This window comes from Verrucomicrobiota bacterium (genome assembly GCA_019247695.1).
In the GTDB taxonomy this organism is placed as follows: Bacteria; Verrucomicrobiota; Verrucomicrobiia; order Chthoniobacterales; family JAFAMB01; genus JAFBAP01.
In genome coordinates this window covers 1-18,121 of the sequence record JAFBAP010000049.1, presented here as the reverse complement: position 1 = coordinate 18,121, position 18,121 = coordinate 1, and the positions used below count along the sequence as shown (strand labels likewise).

The following is an 18,121-nucleotide window of genomic DNA, read 5'->3' as shown; positions in this document are numbered from 1 at the left end:
CTGACAAAACACCGGTAGGAACGCTTGTACCACTCGACGGGGACCAGGTCACGATTCGGGATCGTCCTCCGGAGATCCCTGGTACCCATGGTTCGGCGTGACAATCGCTTCGCCGGGGGAAAACCCGCAGGAACGCTTTACCGCCCTCGGCCGTAAAGAGGGGATGCGCCCACGCTGGCACCGTACGTCAGGGGCGCCGCCGTTCCAGCCTTGGCCCGGGTCGGAGGAACCCCTTGTCAGGGCATTTTCCAGGGCAAGGGCAGCTTGACCACGAGCACCCAGCAACTCCAAAGGCAAAGGCACGCCATCAGCCCGCACGCCACGTAAAGCGGTAGGTACCACGGATCACGGTACCGGCCTTTTTGGGCCAGAAAAATGATCCCGGCGATACACAACAGGCCCGGGAAAACGACCATGATAAACGCAATGCCGAGGGGAATCAGGATTTGAGCCATCTTACAAGGATGCACCAGCCGTTCGCCGAGTCATCGCCGATCGTGCTTTCGACGGCTTGACCGTTGGCCAAGACGCGCTCGATGACCTCAGTCAGTTCTCAAGAAACGTACTGAAACGCTCACCGACAGGTGGTTTCCGATGCCCCTTCAAAATCGTTTCGTCATGAAGTAATGCCGGTAGCCGGCCGGACGATTCTCCAGCACCCCAAAGACGTGGTACCCAAGTTTCTCGTAGAACGACCGCGCTTCAAAACTGAACGTATCCAGGAAGGCATCGGCGCAGCCACGCCAGAACGCGTAACGCTCTGCGTGCTTCATCAGTTCCCGGCCAAAGCCCTGCCGGCGCGCCGGTGCGGCCACCGCAAGCGTGCTGATGTGTAGCCACCCCGCCCAGATGTCCCCGAGCAGACCGCCCAAGACCTCCCCATTTTCGTCCCGGAGAAAGAAAGCGACGGGGTACCATTCGGCCTGTCCGGTGCTCGCTACGTTATGAAGGTCGACCATCCGCTGCACGACATTGCGCAGGTCGGCGGCCGCGTAAGGCTCGAAGGTGACGGTGAGATTTGCCATACGAATGAACGGAAAAATCGAAACGGGTCGTTCACGACCTTAGCCGAGCCCGAATCGTGCTTCACGGCCCGTTTTGTGGGTGGAGCCCCGTTTAGGCGCCCGCAGCCCGATCCCGAAGGAGCGTCGGTTGCCCCCCTGGCTGGAGCTTGCCCAAGGCGAGTCTTCGCCTCAGGAGCCGCCAAGCATTATCCGGCTGATCGTCGCGATAGACTTTAGCGGCCGGCGACTCGCCGTTTTCGTTCCAGGCGGCCGTACCAGGCGAGAAACTCCGGGCTGGCTTCGGCCATGGCGATCCGCTCGAAGGAATACAACTTCATCGGTGCACCGTCGCGTGGGAAGTAAGGGTTGGGCTCGGACGCATCCGGTTTTCCCAGCAAGCGGGAAACCATCGCCTCCGTCCAACCCCGACGTTTGAGGTCCGAAACCGGCAAGCGCCGCGGTTGGGTTGCCGCTTGGCGTGCCTTTGCGGCCTGAACGGGATCGGCGGCAGACGGACGTTCGAGAGTTTGAGCCATGCGAGAGAATACTACAATGTAGTATAAAATTCAAGGGGGAAGGTTTAGTTTCTTAAACCTCTTTTCCAGATCGCGCCGGATAAAATGCGACGGGGTCCTCAGCCCCTGCTCCCATGCTTCCACCGTACGGCTTGAGGCCGCATAAAGGGCCCCAAACTCTTCGCGAGAAAGGCCCATCACCTGACGAAGCGTCCGGATTCGCTGGGGGAGAGTCATTCGCCTTATATACTACAAAGTAGTACAATATCAACGACTCCATGGACGTAAGCTCACCGCACCGTGAAGGAGAGGGAGGCGATCGGCGGCAACCGGCATTGAAGGTCACTTGGCGCGCCGGCCGGGCGTCAGGCTGTTATGACGTCGCTGCGTTCGGGAAAGAGGCCCGGCATCCGCCGCGCGGCGAGGGCGGCGGGAAAGGCCAGGCGAAGGGGAGCGCGCGTGCTGTCTGAGACAAGCACGCCGGCATCCGTGAGGGCGGAGATAACGCGGCGGGCTTGGCGGTCGCCGGTGCCGAGGATTTTGGCGGTGCCGGCGCGGGGAAGCTGACCGCGATAGAGGAGCGCTTCCAGGATAGCGCCGGATTTCGGAGGCGGCTTGCCGAGGCGAATCTCCTCGTCCGTCCACAGAAGGATGCGTGTCCGGAGTTGGTCCGGTTGCATGAGGTTTTCCATGAAGGCGACCTGGTCGAGACAGGTGGTCAGGAAAAAGTGCGTGAAGACCGCTAGGTTTCCCCAATGAGTAGCGGCTCCATCACGGAGATGGGTTCGCCAAGATCCCGCGCCGCTTTTATGGCCGGTTTCGAAAAGGGTTGTAACCGGTTCCGCGCGCGCTTGTGAGGGGAGCCGATCGCTAAGGGTTGAAGGCGACGTTCCGGCGCAGCCAGGCGACCAGGTTATTGAAGGTGAAATCGTGGGCCTGGAACAGGCCGTTGATGAAATCGTACGCCGCAAGCGGATCAGCGGCAATGCGCGCGCCGTTGATGGCGAGAAAGGTATACGCGCAGGCAAAGGCGACTCTCTTGTTGCCGTCGATGAACGGATGGTTTTGGGCGAGGCTTTCCCAGAGCGCGGCCGCTTCCTCAATCAAGTCGGCGTAGTAGCCGGTCTGCGGCCGGAAGAGAGCGGCCTCGAGAAGGCCTAAATCCCGGACGCCGGGTGCGCCGCCATAGCGCTCGATCTGGTCGTCATGGATGGCGAGCGCTTCGGCAAGCGTCAGGTAATCGGTCATTCAGCGAGCTTCTTATAGAGGCTGCCGAATTTCTCATGGCTGCCGAGATAGGCCGCCATGACATGGGGGCGCGGTCGCGCCTTACGGTGCTTTTCGATCAGGTCAGCCAGCGCCTCGTCGACGAGGGCCTGGATCTGCCGGCCTTCGTCGTGCGCCAGGGCGCGGACGGCCGTCAGGATGGCGGTATCGACCTGGGTGGCGAACTTTTCCCGGGACATGGCTCTTCCTTTCTGTATTTCATCTTATCATGACAAATCATGAAACGTCAAGGAAGGGCCGCGGGCTCTCAAAAATGGTGCTGATGTGACATTGCCAGTATTTTTTGTGAGACTCACGCCCGTAGAGCAACAGGTCCGGCTCGGGTTCGTCGTGGTCAGGGACCGGCAACGGCGAATCCTGGCCGGTCCTGAAGCGCTCGCGTTCCTGGCGAATAAAGTCGTGGAGTGGGGACCGGCAGAGCCCGACCGCTCATCGGGGGCGGTGGTCACCAACCCCTTTTCGCGCGCTTTGGTGTCGGGATCGCGGTCGGTAACCCCTGGCCACCGCTTCCCCGACCGGCCCGCTTCCCTCCGCATGGGACGCCGGCAGCGCGTTCCCCATGAATCAATCATCCCCTCAGGTTACTCGGGTCGCGTAGTCTTCCCGGACTGGGTAGAAGACATCACAGATTCGGCAGTCCGAAAGGGCTCGCCCGGAGTGCAGCGCATGGGAGGGGATGATGGCCACGGTACCGGGCGTTAATACGGAAGTTTCACCGGCGATGGTCAGCTCAAAGCGCCCCTCCAGGAGTATGGCCACTTGCTCATGGGGGTGATGGTGTTCTGGAAAAACGCCGCCCGCTGCAACCTCCCAAAACGTGAAGGTCATATTGGCGGAATGAAGTATCTTGGCCCTGAAGGACGTGATGACCTCCCGCGTGGGGATGGTTTCGAGTTGGTAAAACATAGTCGATCACCAAATACCACCTGCTACTGCCGGGCAACCGACCCCGTGTTTAGAACGCGGCACACCGGGCTGGCATCGATCAGGCAGGGTTAACTCGGGTGCGTGTGATCGTGCCCGCGGTGTGAATGAGGATGGGAGTGGATGATCCCGGGAGAATGACGATGGCGGTGAGAGTGGAGCAAATGGGTCTCCTGCAGCAAATTTTCGTCTGCCAGAATGCGCGCGGGCGTCCCGTCGGCGACGATGCGGCCCTCTTTAAGTACGAGGCAGCGGTCCGCGACGTCTTCAATGATGTGCAGTTCGTGGGTGCAGGTAATCGCGGTTTTGACGCCGCCGCAGCCGATCAGGAAATCGATCATCCGGCTTTGGCTCTGCGGATCGAGCCCCGCGGTGGGCTCGTCCAGCAGCAGCACTTCGGGATCGAGGATGAGGACAGAAGCCAGCGCCACCCGTTTCTTTTCGCCGCCGGAGAGCCGGTGCGGCGCGCGGTGTTTCAAATGCTCGATCTGCAGCGACGCGAGCGCCGCGTCGACGCGCTCGAGGATTTGCGCCTTCGGCCAGCGCAGTTGCAGCGGGCCGAAGGCCACTTCATCGAAAACGCTGGGGCTGAAAAGCTGCGCGTCGGGGTTTTGAAAGATCAGGGCGACGCGACGGCGGAACTCGAACGTAAAAGCCTCGTCGTTGAAGGTCCCTTCCGTCAAGGGCTTCCCGTAGAAGGAGAGGGTGCCGCAGGACGGAAAGGCCAGGGCGGCCAGCAAGCGCAGCAGCGTGGATTTGCCCGAGCCATTGGCCCCCAGCACGGCGATGCGCTCGCCCTTTTCGATCGCGAGCGTCACGTTTTCCAAGGCCGTGACCTCGGGGTAACGATAACTCACGGCACGCAGATCGAAGACCGTCGTGCTCATAGGCTTTACGGCCTTGTACCCAGCCAAAACGCAAGCGCGGCCAGCGCCGCGAAGGCCATCAGCGCACCCCAGTCTCGCGGGTGCATTTGGAAATCATCGAGCGTGTAGACTTCGCCGCGAAAACCGCGCGCCTGCATCGCGGAGAACACCTCACCGCTCAGTTGTACGCTCTTATCCAGGAGCACGCCGGCGCTCGAGGCGGCCACTTGACGGCGCTGCCGGGCGCTGAGCGCGCCGACCGACCGGCTGCGGCGCGCTTCGAAGTGCTCGTGCGCAAGCTGCAGGAGCAGAAAAAGGTAGCGGTGCGTCATGCCCAGAATGACCACCGCCGTAACGGGGACCCGCAAGGCACGCAACGCTTTCAGCAGGTGGGTCCACGAGGTGCTCAGCACGACCAACAGCACCCAAGTGGCGCTGGTTTCCGCGCGCAGAAGCAACTGCGTCGCGCCACGCAGCCCCTGCGCGGTAACGGGCCACCCCGCAAAGGGCAGACGCCACAAGCTCAGGCCCGGGGTGGTGAAAACTGCCGGCAACGCGATGGCGCCTGTGAAAAGGAACACCCCGAGCCAAACGCGAGTCGCCAGCAGGCGGAGGGGGATTTGCGAGAGGCGTGCGAACGCCAGCGCAACGACGAAAACGGCCAGCGTCACCCCAAGCGCTCGCGAGCTCAGGGCGGCCAGAATGAGCAGGAGCGCGCCGGTGAGTTTGACGCGCGGATCGAGGCTTTGCAAAAGGCCGCGCTGGCCGGCCAGTCGCGCCGCCTCCCCGGCGTGCGCATCAACGGCGGCCAAGCCTGCGAGGGTCCGCTCAATAAATGGGTGCGCGGCGGATTTTTTCATAACGCCAATGAACCTTGCGAGCGGCGGCTTCCGGGCCGTAGCAGTGCGTCAATCAGTAAGCACGCCAGGATGATCAATCCGGTGCCCGCCATCGCCGAGAGGACGTAGCCAAGCCCTTTGCTCTTTAAAAAGGGCGGCGCATAATCCGGCATCGGCGCGGTCCAAATCGACGAAAGCCGCTCCAGGCCTTTCGGGGCTTCTGCCGGGGGCGCGAGGTTGTGGGAGGCGACGGCCATTTGCTCGCGCGCCTTCGGGTCTTTGAAGTCTTCGACGCCCCATTCACCCCAGGCGGTGCCCGCGGCCAGCAGGCCCAGGGGGGTGAGGATCATCAGCGCCGCAAGCCCGAGCCATAAAGGCCGGGTCATACGCCAGCCGGTCGCAGTTTCGCTGGAGCCCGCAGTGGCTTGGAGCAGCGACGGATTGGCCCGTTGCAAATAGGCCACGACGCCGGCCGAGATGACGCACTCGGCCAGGCCGGCAAAGGTGAGGTGCCCGATGAGCATCGCCGGGACGGCAATGCTCAAGGGGTAAGGCGCATAGAGCGGGGCGCCGGAAGCGTCATGAAACAGCGCGGGCTGGATCCCGAATTCAACCGCCGCGCAGAGCGCCGCGACATTGATCGCCAGATAGCCGGCGACTCCCGCCGCAAAGACTCTGCGCGGCGAATCAACCGGGGTCCTTCCGGAGATCAGGCGGTAGAGCAGGTGCGCCACCAGCGACCCGATGATGGCCATGTTCAAGCAGTTGGCCCCGTAAGCGGTGATCCCGCCGTCGCCGAAGAAGATGGCCTGGATGAGCAGCGCCACCGAAATCGCAATGATCGACGCCCATGGACCGAGCACGATCGCGGCGATGCCCATGCCCACGGCGTGTCCGGTGGTGCCGCCGGGCAACGGAAGATTGAACATCATAACCACGAATGAAAATGCTGCCACGAGCGAGAGCAGCGGCACGAGTCGCGCACTGAGGGCGCGCCGGACCCGCTTAAGCGCGATCACCCAGAACGGCGTTGCCCCGGCGTAGAGCACGGCGCAGGTAGAGGGACTCAGGTAACCGTCAGGAATATGCATGGCGAGGAGAGATGCAGGTCAGTCACAGCCAAAAAGTCAGATGCCAAAACCGCGGCGGTGCCGGCCCGTCGGCGGTGCCGGTGCTTGCGTTGCTTTGAGCGGGGTCGAGCGCTCACGGCCGTCTCGGTCTTCTGAACCTCCGGATTCAGGCCAGTAAGTAATACGGTTTCTAAAAATGTGTCACTAGAAACGCCGTGATCTCGTCTTTTTTTTCCGGGTCCGCCTTCACCCTGAAGTGCGACGCTAAACGGGGACATTGATTGTCGGGTTAGCCGCCGTATAGTGGTGGCCCGGTGGCCCAGGACCAGATCGCGCGTTTTGGCGTTTCTTTAAGCAGGGCGCTGCTCAGCCGGTTTGACCGGATGGTGCGCCAAAAAGGGTATCGCAACCGCTCGCTGGCCATCAGCGACATGATCCGCGATCAACTGGTGAGCCATCAGCAGGAGATGGGGGAAGGCGAAGCGGTCGGAACGATCACGCTGGTTTACGATCACCACCGGTCGCAGGTTCAACAAAAGTTGACTGACCTGCAGCACGAGCACTTGGAAACGATCGTCTCAACGCTCCACGTCCACCTTGATCACCACGACTGCCTGGAGGTGCTTGTGGTTCGTGGAAGCGTGCCGGCCTTAAGGAGGGTCGCGGACCATCTGATTGCGGCCCGAGGCGTCAAACACGGCAAACTGACGCTGACTTCCAGCGGCAGGAACCTGCCGGGATAGCGTCCTGGGACGACGGGCTCAGGAAGAAATTGCCCTCAGGCCGTGGGGTTCCGTGCCGTTTCTGAGGGTTAACCTAAGTTGCGAGCAGCGAAGCAAACGAAAGATTCCGAATTTTTGGGTTACAAAGTGGCTTCTCTTATGCGAAATCCCAGGAAGTTTACGGAACGCGTTCGCCGCGGTCCGATGTTGGCGGACGGCCGAAGCGCACCCGCCTGCGCCGACGCACGCCGACTGAACGCTCCCTTTGACCTAATGCGTGCCCCGAACTCTTGTTGCCTCCTTTCGCAATCTGGAGGAAGCTGAAGGCCTAAGGCTGTATGTCGAACCCGTCCGGACCTGAAGACGCCTCGCCTTTACCGCCAGCCGCCGAGGAGCATTTCGGCGAGATCGTGGCCGGCATCGAGGATTATGCCATCTTTCTGCTCGATGCGCGGGGCTACGTGGCCAGTTGGAATGCAGGCGCCGAACGGCTTAAGGGCTATAAGGCCGAGGATATCCTCGGCAAACACTTTTCCCTTTTTTATCCGCCGGAGCCCCTCGAACGCGGCTGGCCGGAATACGAGCTCAAGACGGCGGCCCAAACCGGCCACTTCAACGACGAAGGCTGGCGGTTGCGCAAAGACGGCTCGCGCTTCTGGGCGAACGTGACCATCACAGCCCTGAAATCACCCACCGGCGCCCTGCGCGGCTTTCTAAAAATTACCCGGGATCTGACCGAGCGCAAACAAGCCGAAGAGGCGTTGCGCCAAAGCGAGGAGCGCTTTCGGATGTTGGTCGAGGGTGTCCAAGACTACGCGATCTTCATGCTCGACCCGGAGGGTTACGTCATCAGTTGGAACCGCGGTGCCGAACGGCTCAAAGGTTACCAGCGGCACGAAATCCTTGGAAAGCATTTCTCCATTTTCTACCCGCCGGAAACCCTGGAGGCCGGTAAGCCGGCCTGGGAACTGCGCCAGGCACTGGAACATGGCTGCGTGGAGGACGAAGGCTGGCGCGTTCGCAAGGACGGCGGCCGATTTTGGGCCAACGTGGTCATCACGGCCATCCACGATAAGGAGCACGTCCTGCAAGGCTTCACCAAAGTCACCCGGGACCTGACCGAACGGCGCAAAATCGAAATGCTCGAGGAAATGGACCGCCAGAAAAACGAGTTCCTGGCAGTGCTGGCCCATGAGCTGCGCAATCCGCTGGCCCCGATTCGCAACGCCATGCACATCCTGGAGGCGCCCGGCGCCGACGCCGCCACGCTGGGGCGGGCGCGGGTGATGACCCGGCGGCAGATCGAACACATGGCCCGGCTCTTGGATGACCTGGTCGACTTGGCGCGCCTCAACCGCGGCCGGTTCGGGCTGCGCAAAGAACAGCTCGACCTGGAGACCGTGGTGGACCACGCCGTGGAAGCTGCCCGGCTGGACTGCGAGGAACGCCAGCAGCAGCTCAGCGTGAGCCTCCCGGCCCAGCCTGTCCGGGTCTTTGGGGATCGCACGCGGCTGGAGCAGGCCTTGGGCAACCTGCTGAACAACGCCGCCAAGTACACCAACCCGGGGGGCCGGATCTGGGTGAGGCTCACGTCGACGGAGGCCGAAGCCACCGTGCGGGTGCAGGATTCGGGCATCGGCATCGAGCCCATGATGCTGCCGCGGATCTTTAACCTGTTTGTGCAGGCGGACCGGCGCCTGGACCGCTCCGTCGGGGGCTTAGGGATCGGCTTAAGCTTGGTGAAGCAATTGATCGAACTGCATGGCGGCAAGGTGGATGCCTTCAGCCCCGGGCGAGGCAAAGGCAGCGAGTTTGTGGTGCGGCTGCCGGTGGCCCCAAACCCCCAGACGCCCCAGACGCCCGAGGCGCCCGACGCCGCTGCGGAGCAAACGGCCCGTGCGAGCGGTCCGGCCCAGCTTCGCGTGTTGGTCGTGGACGACAACGTGGACGCGGCCGACGCCCTCGCCGCGGTGGTGCACCTGGCTGGCCATGCCGCCCAGGTGGCCTATGAGGGGTCCACCGCCCTGGCGCTGGCCCCGCAGTTTAAACCGCACCTGGTGCTCCTCGACATCGGGCTGCCCGGTATGGACGGCCACGCAGTGGGCCGCGCCCTGCGACAACGGCCGGAAACGAAGGACACGGTCCTGGTTGCGGTGACCGGCTGGGGCCAGGCGGAAGACCGGCGCAAATCCCAGGAGGCGGGGTTCGCTCGGCACCTGGTCAAGCCCGTGGATCCGGCCGTCTTGAAAACGGTCTTGGCGGAACTCACGCCGAGCGCAGCGGGGGAAGGTTAGGGGTAAACCCTGGGCTATGTTCTGCCACCCCTTCGGGGCTGAAACCCAGTCGAAATTCCACCAGGGTAACTATCTGAATTGGTGTAAGACCCGTTCAACAAGGTGCGGAGCATCCTCCGGCGCCGATACCCCTGTTAGCCGACATTCTACCGAGATAACTGTCTGAATGGTATAAGTACAGTGCGCCATCAGTCCTCAACGCCACGCCGGTCAGGCGCAAGCGTCACGAACGGGGTGTACCCGGCTTCCTGAGCGTGGGCCCAAAAGAGCGCCAGCGGGCCCGAGGCGCGCCTCCCGCAGCGGAACCGGTGGCGCCCGGCGCTGAGAAACGCCGTCCCGGTCAGGGGCGCGTCGTCCAGTTCACCCGTCACCACGCCTTCTTGGCCGATGAAGACGTACGTTTCGGGAATCTTCACCTCGAACGCGTACGCGGTTTGGCCCCCTTGCGTCGATGAGGGCGGCAGCCACTTGCCCAGGACCCGCAGCCGCCAGGCGACGGGAAGGTATTCGACGTTGACCAGTGCGGCCGCGCCGGCGGTCAGCTTGCAGTCGCTCACCACCGCCACGCGCCGGTCAACCAACCGTTCGGCAATGTCATCGGTTAAAAGGCGGTGCTTGATGCGCAGGATGGTGAGGTGCTCCAAGACGAGCCGCGTGGGACGGCGCCGAAAGATCGTTTCGCCCTTGGCGTCCATGACGTAAGCCCCCGGCGGTGCGAGCCGCAGCGCGTTAGCCACCAGGTTAAGCTTGCAGCGGGTGCGATTTTCCCAGAGTCGACCTTGGACCGCGCTCAGCAAAAGGCAGATCGCGAAGGTGAGCCAGGGAACGCACCGCGCCGGTCGCGCGCCGCCGATTTTCTGCCCGGCGTGCGCTACGGCGGGTAGCGCCAACGGGACCAGGAGCGCGTGCAACGGCAGATAATCTTCGGCCGTGACGCACCGCCAATGGCAGCGCAAAGTGACGAGGAACAGCAGCGCAATCAACGTTAAGAAAGTGCGGTACCGGCCCGCATTACTACTCTCCAGGCGTCTCCAAGCGAGGACGCTCGCGCTAACGGGCAGAACCAGGGCCAGGAGCCATTGAACAGTACGGGTCACCTTCGTCGCAACAGGCGTGGATTCTGGAAGCAGGTTGTGGCTGACCATGGCCTCCCAGGCGTAAGGCAAGGCGTGCTGCATTGCCAGGTAGAGCGCCAGCATGGCCGGAAAGAGGGCCAACCCGAGCAGGGCCGCCACCGCCGATTGGCAAACCACCGGCAGGGCCGGCCGTGCGCTGCGAACGCTCGCAAAGTAAAGAATCGCAAACGCCTGCAACAACACGACCAGCATCAGCACGGTCTTCAACGAAACGCAGAACCCAAACCCAAGGACCAGAAATGCGCAGAAAATCCTTACCGGCCGCCAATGGCCGCGGATTAACAGATTCAGGCATCCGAGAAACGCCAAAGCCCAAAGCCCATCGGGTCGCCACTCCGTGCTGGTGAGAAAGAAGGGAGGGAAAACCCCGAGCGCCGGGCCTGCCCACCGGGCCAGATGCGGCGTCGTGAACATCCGGGCCAAAGCGCTTGCCGCAACCAAATTTGCCGCGTAGACGAGCAGCAAGACCGACCTCATCGCGAGCAAGGTGCTCGCGTGTTCGCCAAAGCCGGCCAGAATTGGCGCGCTCACCAGGTGGAACAACGGGGCGTGATTGTCAAAAAAATCTCGATAGCCCACGCCCGCATGCAGCCAGTTCCAAACCACGTGCAAGTGTTGCGGTTCGTCTGAATCAATGCGGTAATGGAGCACGGCGAGCAGCTTCGCCCCCAGGAGCAGAACGCAGGCAGCCGCGAAAAGGAACGCGTCTAACCTCGCGATTTTATTCCTGTGCGCGCCCCCCAAGCCATGCGTCAATTCCACCAAGCCTGGGGCCGAAGACCCGGTCGGCATGCCAGCACGTTTAAGCGCGGCTTCTTACAAAGCGTTAACAGCAAGATGACAATATTGTTAACTCCAGGCGGCGGCAGGGAGACCGGTCCCGGGCCGCTACGGATTTCGGCCGCCGGCGAGTTTTGCGCTTGTACCATTCAGACGGTTAGCCCGATAGAATGTCGACTCAGGGGGGGTGTCGGCGCCGGAGGGTACTCCGTAGCCGGTTAAATTGGTCATAGGCCCAACGGGCCGGGAAAACATAGCCCATGGGAATTTCGGCTCAGGGAGTGCCGGTGCCGGAGGATGCTCCGTACTTGGTTGAAATGCCTTAGGCCCAATGGGCCGGCAGAACATAGCCCAGGGTTTACCCTGGGTAACCGTCAAATCACGATCGAGCCCTGAAGGGGCGGCAGAGGGTGTTGCTCACGGTTTCTGCCGCCCCTTCAGGGCTGAGCCGTAGGAAAAACGCCGTCCCAGGGTAAACTCCAATGCCATTTAGTTAGGGGCGAGTGGGGCTGCTTTCGTCCCTGCGGGACGAAGGCCACGCCCGGCCTGCCGCCCTTAACTAAATGGCAATGGGGTAAACCCTGGGCTAAGTTCCTTTGGCCCTTCAGGCCATCAAACCGTCTGCCGGCCCGTTGGGCCTGGACCGTTTATACGGTCTGAAAGGTGTAACACTGGCAGGGGACTAACACTCGCAGGGCACCTGGGAAGCAAGACAAAAATTTACCTCCGTGGCCGTCGAAATGGTATTACCTATCAGCGCAGCCTTTTAGATAACGCCCGCCGCACCTGACGCTCCGGCGGCCATCTCCGCGGGTGCCGGGTTAGCTGAATGCTTGTCCATGGGAATTCAGGCTGGTGGGGTGCCGTCCTAAGCGCCCGCCGCTATCCATCCGAAGCGGGACGGGACGCGCCGGGATGGCGCCCGGCCCGCTGCGGCAGCAAGACCAGACCCGCGAGAATAAAAGCGGCGATGACGGCCGAGGCCAATGGTCGGCTGAAGGCCAGGCCACCCTGACTTCTCGGCTTATCCAGAAAGTCGCCCACGCTGGCCCCGAGCGGCCGGGTGAGGATAAATGCCGCCCAGAAGAGCAGCACGCGCGAGACGCCCGTCCAGAAATAAAGCCCTGCAATCACCGCCAGACCGGCCGCGAACGCCAACGCACCCCCTTCGTAACCCAACCCACCGGTGTCCGCCATCCAATCGCCCAGCGCGGTGCCCAGTGTCTGCGAGGCGGTGATGGCGGTCCAGTAGAATGCTTCCACTCTGGGCGTGGACACCGTGTTTACCGCGATGGTGCCTTGCGCCCGATGCCAAAGGGCAAGCACCGCAAGGAGGCAACCTAACAGCAGGGCGGAACCGCCGGTGTAGCCGATCCCGAGCGAACGGTCGGCGAAATCGGCCATCGTGGTGCCGAAGGTCGTCGAGGCGACGATGGTGGCCCAATAGAGAAAAGGATGAAACCTTCTTGCAACGATTTGGGCCATCACCAGCACGATAAGCACGCCCAGAAAGAGGGCCGTGCCGGCGGAATAACCCCAGTTCAGTGTCATCGTGACCGTATCGCCGCCTGTTTCGCCCAGCGTCGTCGCGGCCATCTTCAAAATCCAAAAGACCAAGGTGACCTCAGGCACCTTGCTCAAACCGCCGTCAGGGGTCCGATTCATACTGCCGTCCCTTTGTTGCGACGCTCTAACCGAAGAATTAAACATAATACCTCCACGGTTCGGGTTAAACAGGGCCAAAAAAACTGCGTTCGATTAAGCGGCGATGAAACCGGCATGAATATTCTGCCATTTATCCGGCTCGCAAGCTCGAGGGCTTCACACCCGCGGCTAGGTCTCGTGCGAATTTGCCCGGTGAGACTTGGGCACCCCCGTCCGGCTAACGCATAAAGGGTGAGCTGATCGGGAAAATCGGAAAGGCCGCATGAACGAATTGTCATTTTGGCCGGGCCGCCAAAGGCAGTAATGTTGCGCGTGCGCGTGCTGGTGGTCGAGGACGAGAAACGCGTGGCCGGCTTCATCCGGAAGGCCCTCACCGACGAGGGTCTCGGGGTGAGCCTCTGCGGCGACGGGCACGAGGCGCTCGAGCGGATGCGGGTTGAATCCTTCGAGGCCGTCGTCCTGGACGTAATGCTACCCGGCCGGGACGGCCTGAGCGTGCTGCGCGTTCTGAGGGAACGCCTGGATGCCACGCCGGTTTTGATCCTGACCGCCCGCGGGTCGGTCACCGAGCGCGTCGAAGGCCTGAACGCCGGGGCGGACGATTACCTGCCCAAGCCGTTCTCGATGGATGAGTTGGTCGCACGCCTTCGCGCCCTCATCCGGAGGTCGGGCGGAGAGACGTTCAGTTTTTTCCGCGTGGGCAACCTCATCGTCCGGCCCGCGGAACGCGTCGTGGAGCGCGGCGGCCGAGCGATCGCCCTCACCGCACGCGAATTTGCCTTGCTTGAGCTGCTGGTGCGGCACCCCGGCCGGGTGTTCACGCGCACCCAGATTTGCGAACGCGTGTGGGACTACCACTTCGACCCCGGCACCAACGTGGTGGACGTCTACGTCCAACGGTTGCGCCGCAAGGTGGACGACCCCTTTTCGGCCAAGCTCATCCACACGGTCCGGGGCATCGGTTACAAAGTGGCCCAAGACCCATGAAATTTCGCTCGCTGCGCTCCCGCTTTGCCCTGCTGTGCGCCGTTTTGGTAGCCCTGACCCTGGTGCTGTTTGCGGCCTTGTCCGCCGGGCTCTATTACCATGAACAGCTCGAGGCCTTTTCGCAAGACCACACCCGGGTGCCGTCCAAGGCCGAACGGCGCGAAGCGTTTGAAGGGCTCATGACCCTGCTGTCCTGCGACGCCGTGCTCTTGCCGGCCGCTGCAGCCGTCGCGGCCGCCATCGCCTGGGCGTCCGGCCGCAGGCTCCTTGCAGGGCTCAGCGGCTTGGCCGACGCGGCCGACGGCATCACCATCGGTAACCTGGACCGGCGTATCCCCGAAGCGGGCACGGCGGACGAGGTCGCCCGCCTTACCCAGGCGTTCAACGCCCTGCTGGAACGACTCGAACGCAGCGTCCTCAACATTAAACGGTTCACCGCCGACGCCTCCCACGAGTTCCGCATGCCGCTCACCCTCATGAAATGCGAGGTCGAATCGTTGCTTCGGCACGCCGAGAAGGGGGTCGCCCTGGAAGAATCCTTTGAACGCCTGCTCTTGGAAATTCACCACCTGGACCGCCTCTGCGATTCACTGCTTTTCCTCACTCGGGCGGACGCCGGCGCAGTCCGAATCACGCCCGAACCGGTGGACCTCGCCGCGCTCTGCCATGAACTGCTCGAAGACGTTGAGGCGCTCGCCGAGCCGGCCGGCATCCGCGTCGAAAATGGCGTCCCGTCCGGCATCCACGTCCGGGGCGACCCTCTGTTAACCCGCCGGCTGCTGCTCAACCTGCTGGATAATGCCCTTAAGTACAATTACCCCGGCGGTTGGATTCGCGCGTCGGCCAGTAACCGGCGGACCGGCGTGACGTTACGCATCGAGAATTCGGCGCCCCAGATCCCAGCCCCTGAGCGCGGCCGGCTCTTCCAGCGATTCCACCGCACCGATGCCGCGCGTCACCGGGAGACCGGCGGCGTCGGGCTCGGCTTGAGCATCTGCCGGGAGATCGTCCATTTGCATGGGGGCAGAATCCGATTGGCGCAATCAACGGCGGAGGGCACCTGCTTTGAAGTGACGCTCCCGGCCGCTCCCGATACCAACGTTGGGGGGCAGCCTCCCGTTGCGAACCCTTTCTGACGCGCAAAAGTTTGCCGATACTATTTCGACGGCCATGGAGGTTCAAATTTGGAAGCGCCGCCGCACCTCGTAACGCCTGAGGGCTGGTAAATTCCGGCTCGCGCCGTGAACACGAGCGCTTAGAATCACCGCCTCATGAGAGTGGTCGTGGTGGGCGCGGGCATCGTGGGCGCAAGTGCCGCCTTTCATCTGGCCCGGCGCGGCGTAGAGGTCGATTTGATCGACGGCGATATCCCGGGACGAGCCACGTTGGCCGGTGCCGGTATCATTTGTCCCTGGCTTTCGCAAAGCCGCGATCCGCGTTACGAAGCGCTCGCGTTCGCTGCCGTCCGCGATTATCCCGGGCTCGTCGCCAGCCTCGTTGCCTTCGGCGAAACCGGAGTTGACTACGCCCCGGTCGGGGGCTTGGTCGTCGCACCTGCCCGCGACCAATTGGAGCCGGTGGCCCGCCGATTGCAAAGCTACCTCGATCGCGGGGTGACCGAGGTCGGCGAGGTCCGCTTGCTCGATGCCGGTGGCCCGAAAGCGCTGTTTCCCCACCTGGATCCGGCGCTGGCGGGTCTCTACCTGAGCGGGGCCATCCGCGTCTCCGGAGAAAGCGTCCGAGCGGCGCTGCACAGGGCGGCCGTTGAAGCCGGTGCGCGGCCATGGTCCGGAACGGCCACGTTGGAGCGCACCGGCCGTACGAGAGTCGGCGCCTGGGTGCAGGGCAAACTTCTCCAGGCGGACGTCGTCGTCGTGGCCGCGGGGGCATGGTCAGCCGCTCTCTGCCGGCCGCTCGCGGTTCACCTCGAGGTTGAACCGCAACGGGGTCAGATCCTGCATCTCAAGGTAGAAGACGCTTCAACGGCGACCTGGCCTCTCATCGTGCCCGTGCTGAGCGAATACTACCTGCTCGGCTTCGGCGAAGGCCGGGTCGTGATGGGTGCAACGCGGGAGAGCGGTTCGGGATTCGATTTTCGTGTCACCGCCGGTGGTGTCGCCGAGGTGCTCGAAGAAGGTTTGCGCATCGCCCCTGGCCTGAAAACGGCCGCGTTGGAGGAAATTCGGGTTGGCTTCCGTCCGATGACCCGCGACGGCCTGCCGTTGCTCGGACGGCCGCGGTTAAGTCCTGGTCTGGTCATTGCCACAGGCCTGGGCCGCTATGGGTTAACGGTGGGTCCCTATGCGGGACGGCTCGCCGCCCAGTTGGCCCTCGAAGAAACCCCTGACCTCGACGTTGCCTGTTTCGAACCCGAGCGGCGCACAGCCATCCGTTAGTCGGAGGCCTCCGTTTTACCCGCGTTTCTTTTTAGCCGGCCATCCCGAAAATGCGCCTAACTGGCCGGCTGCAAAAAGCTCGGGTGAGCCTCGCGCGGGCGGGCGCGCGCCTCCCAAGATCGTCTGCAACTTGCAATTGTACTGCCCCATAGCCGCTGGAATCCATCACTCGCCCGAAAAAATTTAGGTTGCCGCAACCGTTGCCCTGCGACAAAGTTCAGCGGCCTGCCGATCGCCTGGCCGCTCGTGTTTTTCGCGCGTCGCGTTCCGTTTGCCGCCCCCCGGACATTTGTAGCACCCCGCGCGGGCAGCGCTTCGCGCCGAAAGCCGCGGCGCGTGATCCATAGGGCTGTTCCCAAACAGGACGATGAAAAAGATCAAAGGATTCCGCTGGTGGATTGTCGGGCTGATCTGTCTCGGGACCATCATCAACTACCTGGCACGCAACTCCCTTGCGGTCCTTGCCCCGGTGCTGCAAAAAAGCCTGAGTTTCTCGACCCAGGAATATTCCTACATCGTGGCGGCCTTCCAGGTTGGCTATACCGTCATGCAAGCGGTGTGCGGCTATGTGCTCGACTTTTTGGGGCTCAAACTCGGGTTCGCCTTATTCGCGGTTGCTTGGTCCGGAGCAAACTTGCTCCATGCGCTCGCCAACAGCTGGGGTTCGCTGGCCTTCTTCCGCGGATTGCTTGGACTCAGCGAAGCCGCAGCCATTCCGGCCGGCATCAAGGCGATCTCGGAATGGTTCCCGGCTAAAGAACGGTCGGTCGCAGTCGGGTATTTCAACGCGGGCACCTCACTCGGGGCCCTGCTGGCACCGCCGCTGGTGATCGGGGTCATGATGCAATCGAGCTGGCAGATGGCCTTCGTCGTGACCGGCGGCCTGGGGTTCATTTTTGCCCTGCTCTGGTGGCTGTTCTACCGTCCGCCGGCGCAACACTGGTTAGTAAGTGATCGGGAGCGTGAGTACATTCTCGCGGGTCAGGAAAGGAAAGCGACCTCCGAGGAAGTACGGAAACCGCCCCCGGTCCGGGAGATTATCTCGTCGGCCCGGTTTTGGGGAATTGCCATCCCTCGCTGTCTGGCCGAGCCGGCCTGGCAAACCTTTAATTTCTGGATCCCGCTTTACCTGGCGAACGAACGCCACATGAACCTGAAGCAAATCGCGGTCTTCGGGTGGTTGCCCTTTCTCGCGGCGGATCTGGGCGGAATCTTTGGCGGTTATCTGTCACCGCTTGTGATGAAGTATTTCAAGCTGAAACTCATTCCTTCCCGAATTGCGGGGATTGTTTTGGGCGCGATCCTTATGATCGGGCCGGGCTGCATCGGGTTGGCGGCCAGCCCTTACGTCGCGATTGCGTTGTTCTGCATCGGGGGCTTCGCGCACCAGATGATTTCCGCGTTGCTCAACACGCTGAGCGCTGACGTGTTCGATCCGCACGAAGTGGCGACTGCCAACGGGCTTACGGGCACCGCTTCCTGGACGGGGGGTTTGAGCTTTTCGCTGGTGGTCGGCGCCCTGGCGACAACGATCGGGTATGGTCCCTTGTTTGCCTGTCTGACGTTGTTCGACATGATCGGCGCGACGATTGTTATCGTGCTGCTTCGCGACGCCGGCAGGCGCAGCACCATCTAG

At 62.6% G+C, this 18,121-nt stretch carries 18 protein-coding genes; 6 read left to right on the top strand and 12 right to left on the bottom strand.

Translation table 11 applies throughout. The annotated features are described in order from the left end of the window. Positions 1 to 236 precede the first annotated feature (236 nt). From JO015_05180 to cbiM, 10 genes are all read right to left on the bottom strand, one after another. A complete protein-coding gene (locus JO015_05180) occupies positions 237 to 455 on the bottom strand; it encodes a hypothetical protein (protein ID MBV9998491.1) in 219 nt (72 codons plus the stop codon). 147 nt (positions 456 to 602) lie between these two features. Then, positions 603 to 1,025, bottom strand: coding sequence for a GNAT family N-acetyltransferase (locus JO015_05175; protein ID MBV9998490.1), 423 nt, complete (start codon positions 1,023 to 1,025; stop codon positions 603 to 605). 212 nt (positions 1,026 to 1,237) lie between these two features. Beyond that, positions 1,238 to 1,540 (bottom strand): hypothetical protein, encoded by a 303-nt coding sequence (locus JO015_05170; GenBank protein MBV9998489.1) that lies wholly within the window; start codon positions 1,538 to 1,540, stop codon positions 1,238 to 1,240. A 344-nt stretch (positions 1,541 to 1,884) separates the two neighbouring features. Then, positions 1,885 to 2,211: a hypothetical protein gene (locus JO015_05165; protein MBV9998488.1), complete on the bottom strand. Its 327-nt coding sequence runs from the start codon at positions 2,209 to 2,211 to the stop codon at positions 1,885 to 1,887. Between the two features lie 178 nt (positions 2,212 to 2,389). Then, the gene (locus tag JO015_05160) at positions 2,390 to 2,767 is read right to left on the bottom strand and encodes a type II toxin-antitoxin system death-on-curing family toxin (GenBank protein MBV9998487.1); all 378 of its coding nucleotides are present in this window, start codon (positions 2,765 to 2,767) and stop codon (positions 2,390 to 2,392) included. Further along, positions 2,764 to 2,985: a hypothetical protein gene (locus tag JO015_05155; protein ID MBV9998486.1), complete on the bottom strand. Its 222-nt coding sequence runs from the start codon at positions 2,983 to 2,985 to the stop codon at positions 2,764 to 2,766. Before JO015_05155 ends, JO015_05160 begins: the two co-directional genes overlap by 4 nt. A gap of 397 nt (positions 2,986 to 3,382) precedes the next feature. Then, a complete protein-coding gene (locus JO015_05150) occupies positions 3,383 to 3,712 on the bottom strand; it encodes a cupin domain-containing protein (GenBank protein MBV9998485.1) in 330 nt (109 codons plus the stop codon). A gap of 89 nt (positions 3,713 to 3,801) precedes the next feature. After that, positions 3,802 to 4,617: an energy-coupling factor ABC transporter ATP-binding protein gene (locus JO015_05145; protein ID MBV9998484.1), complete on the bottom strand. Its 816-nt coding sequence runs from the start codon at positions 4,615 to 4,617 to the stop codon at positions 3,802 to 3,804. 5 nt (positions 4,618 to 4,622) lie between these two features. After that, positions 4,623 to 5,456, bottom strand: a complete 834-nt coding sequence (gene cbiQ / locus JO015_05140; protein MBV9998483.1) for a cobalt ECF transporter T component CbiQ — start codon at positions 5,454 to 5,456, stop codon at positions 4,623 to 4,625. Beyond that, positions 5,453 to 6,526 (bottom strand): cobalt transporter CbiM, encoded by a 1,074-nt coding sequence (cbiM, locus tag JO015_05135; protein ID MBV9998482.1) that lies wholly within the window; start codon positions 6,524 to 6,526, stop codon positions 5,453 to 5,455. The genes cbiQ and cbiM overlap by 4 nt, the downstream gene beginning before the upstream one ends. Positions 6,527 to 6,834: 308 nt before the next feature. Here cbiM and nikR point away from each other — a divergent pair, with 308 nt between their 5' ends. Both nikR and JO015_05125 read left to right on the top strand, forming a co-directional pair. Then, complete coding sequence (gene nikR, locus JO015_05130) at positions 6,835 to 7,248, top strand: nickel-responsive transcriptional regulator NikR (protein ID MBV9998481.1); 414 nt, start codon at positions 6,835 to 6,837, stop codon at positions 7,246 to 7,248. A 317-nt stretch (positions 7,249 to 7,565) separates the two neighbouring features. After that, complete coding sequence (locus JO015_05125; protein MBV9998480.1) at positions 7,566 to 9,521, top strand: PAS domain S-box protein; 1,956 nt, start codon at positions 7,566 to 7,568, stop codon at positions 9,519 to 9,521. A gap of 188 nt (positions 9,522 to 9,709) precedes the next feature. On the opposite strand, the gene JO015_05120 is transcribed toward JO015_05125, so the two are convergent. Both JO015_05120 and JO015_05115 read right to left on the bottom strand, forming a co-directional pair. Next, on the bottom strand, positions 9,710 to 11,449 hold the full coding sequence (locus JO015_05120) for a hypothetical protein (protein MBV9998479.1): 1,740 nt from the start codon (positions 11,447 to 11,449) through the stop codon (positions 9,710 to 9,712). A gap of 870 nt (positions 11,450 to 12,319) precedes the next feature. Next, entirely contained in the window at positions 12,320 to 13,102 is a 783-nt protein-coding gene (locus tag JO015_05115; GenBank protein MBV9998478.1) for a hypothetical protein, read from the bottom strand. A gap of 312 nt (positions 13,103 to 13,414) precedes the next feature. Between JO015_05115 and JO015_05110 the strand changes: the two genes are divergently transcribed. The 4 genes from JO015_05110 (at position 13,415) to JO015_05095 (ending at position 18,121) form a co-directional block, all read left to right on the top strand. Beyond that, entirely contained in the window at positions 13,415 to 14,089 is a 675-nt protein-coding gene (locus JO015_05110; GenBank protein ID MBV9998477.1) for a response regulator transcription factor, read from the top strand. Then, positions 14,086 to 15,225, top strand: a complete 1,140-nt coding sequence (locus JO015_05105) for a HAMP domain-containing protein (GenBank protein ID MBV9998476.1) — start codon at positions 14,086 to 14,088, stop codon at positions 15,223 to 15,225. Before JO015_05110 ends, JO015_05105 begins: the two co-directional genes overlap by 4 nt. A gap of 135 nt (positions 15,226 to 15,360) precedes the next feature. Further along, complete coding sequence (locus JO015_05100) at positions 15,361 to 16,485, top strand: FAD-binding oxidoreductase (GenBank protein ID MBV9998475.1); 1,125 nt, start codon at positions 15,361 to 15,363, stop codon at positions 16,483 to 16,485. Between the two features lie 367 nt (positions 16,486 to 16,852). Further along, on the top strand, positions 16,853 to 18,121 hold the full coding sequence (locus JO015_05095) for an MFS transporter (GenBank protein MBV9998474.1): 1,269 nt from the start codon (positions 16,853 to 16,855) through the stop codon (positions 18,119 to 18,121).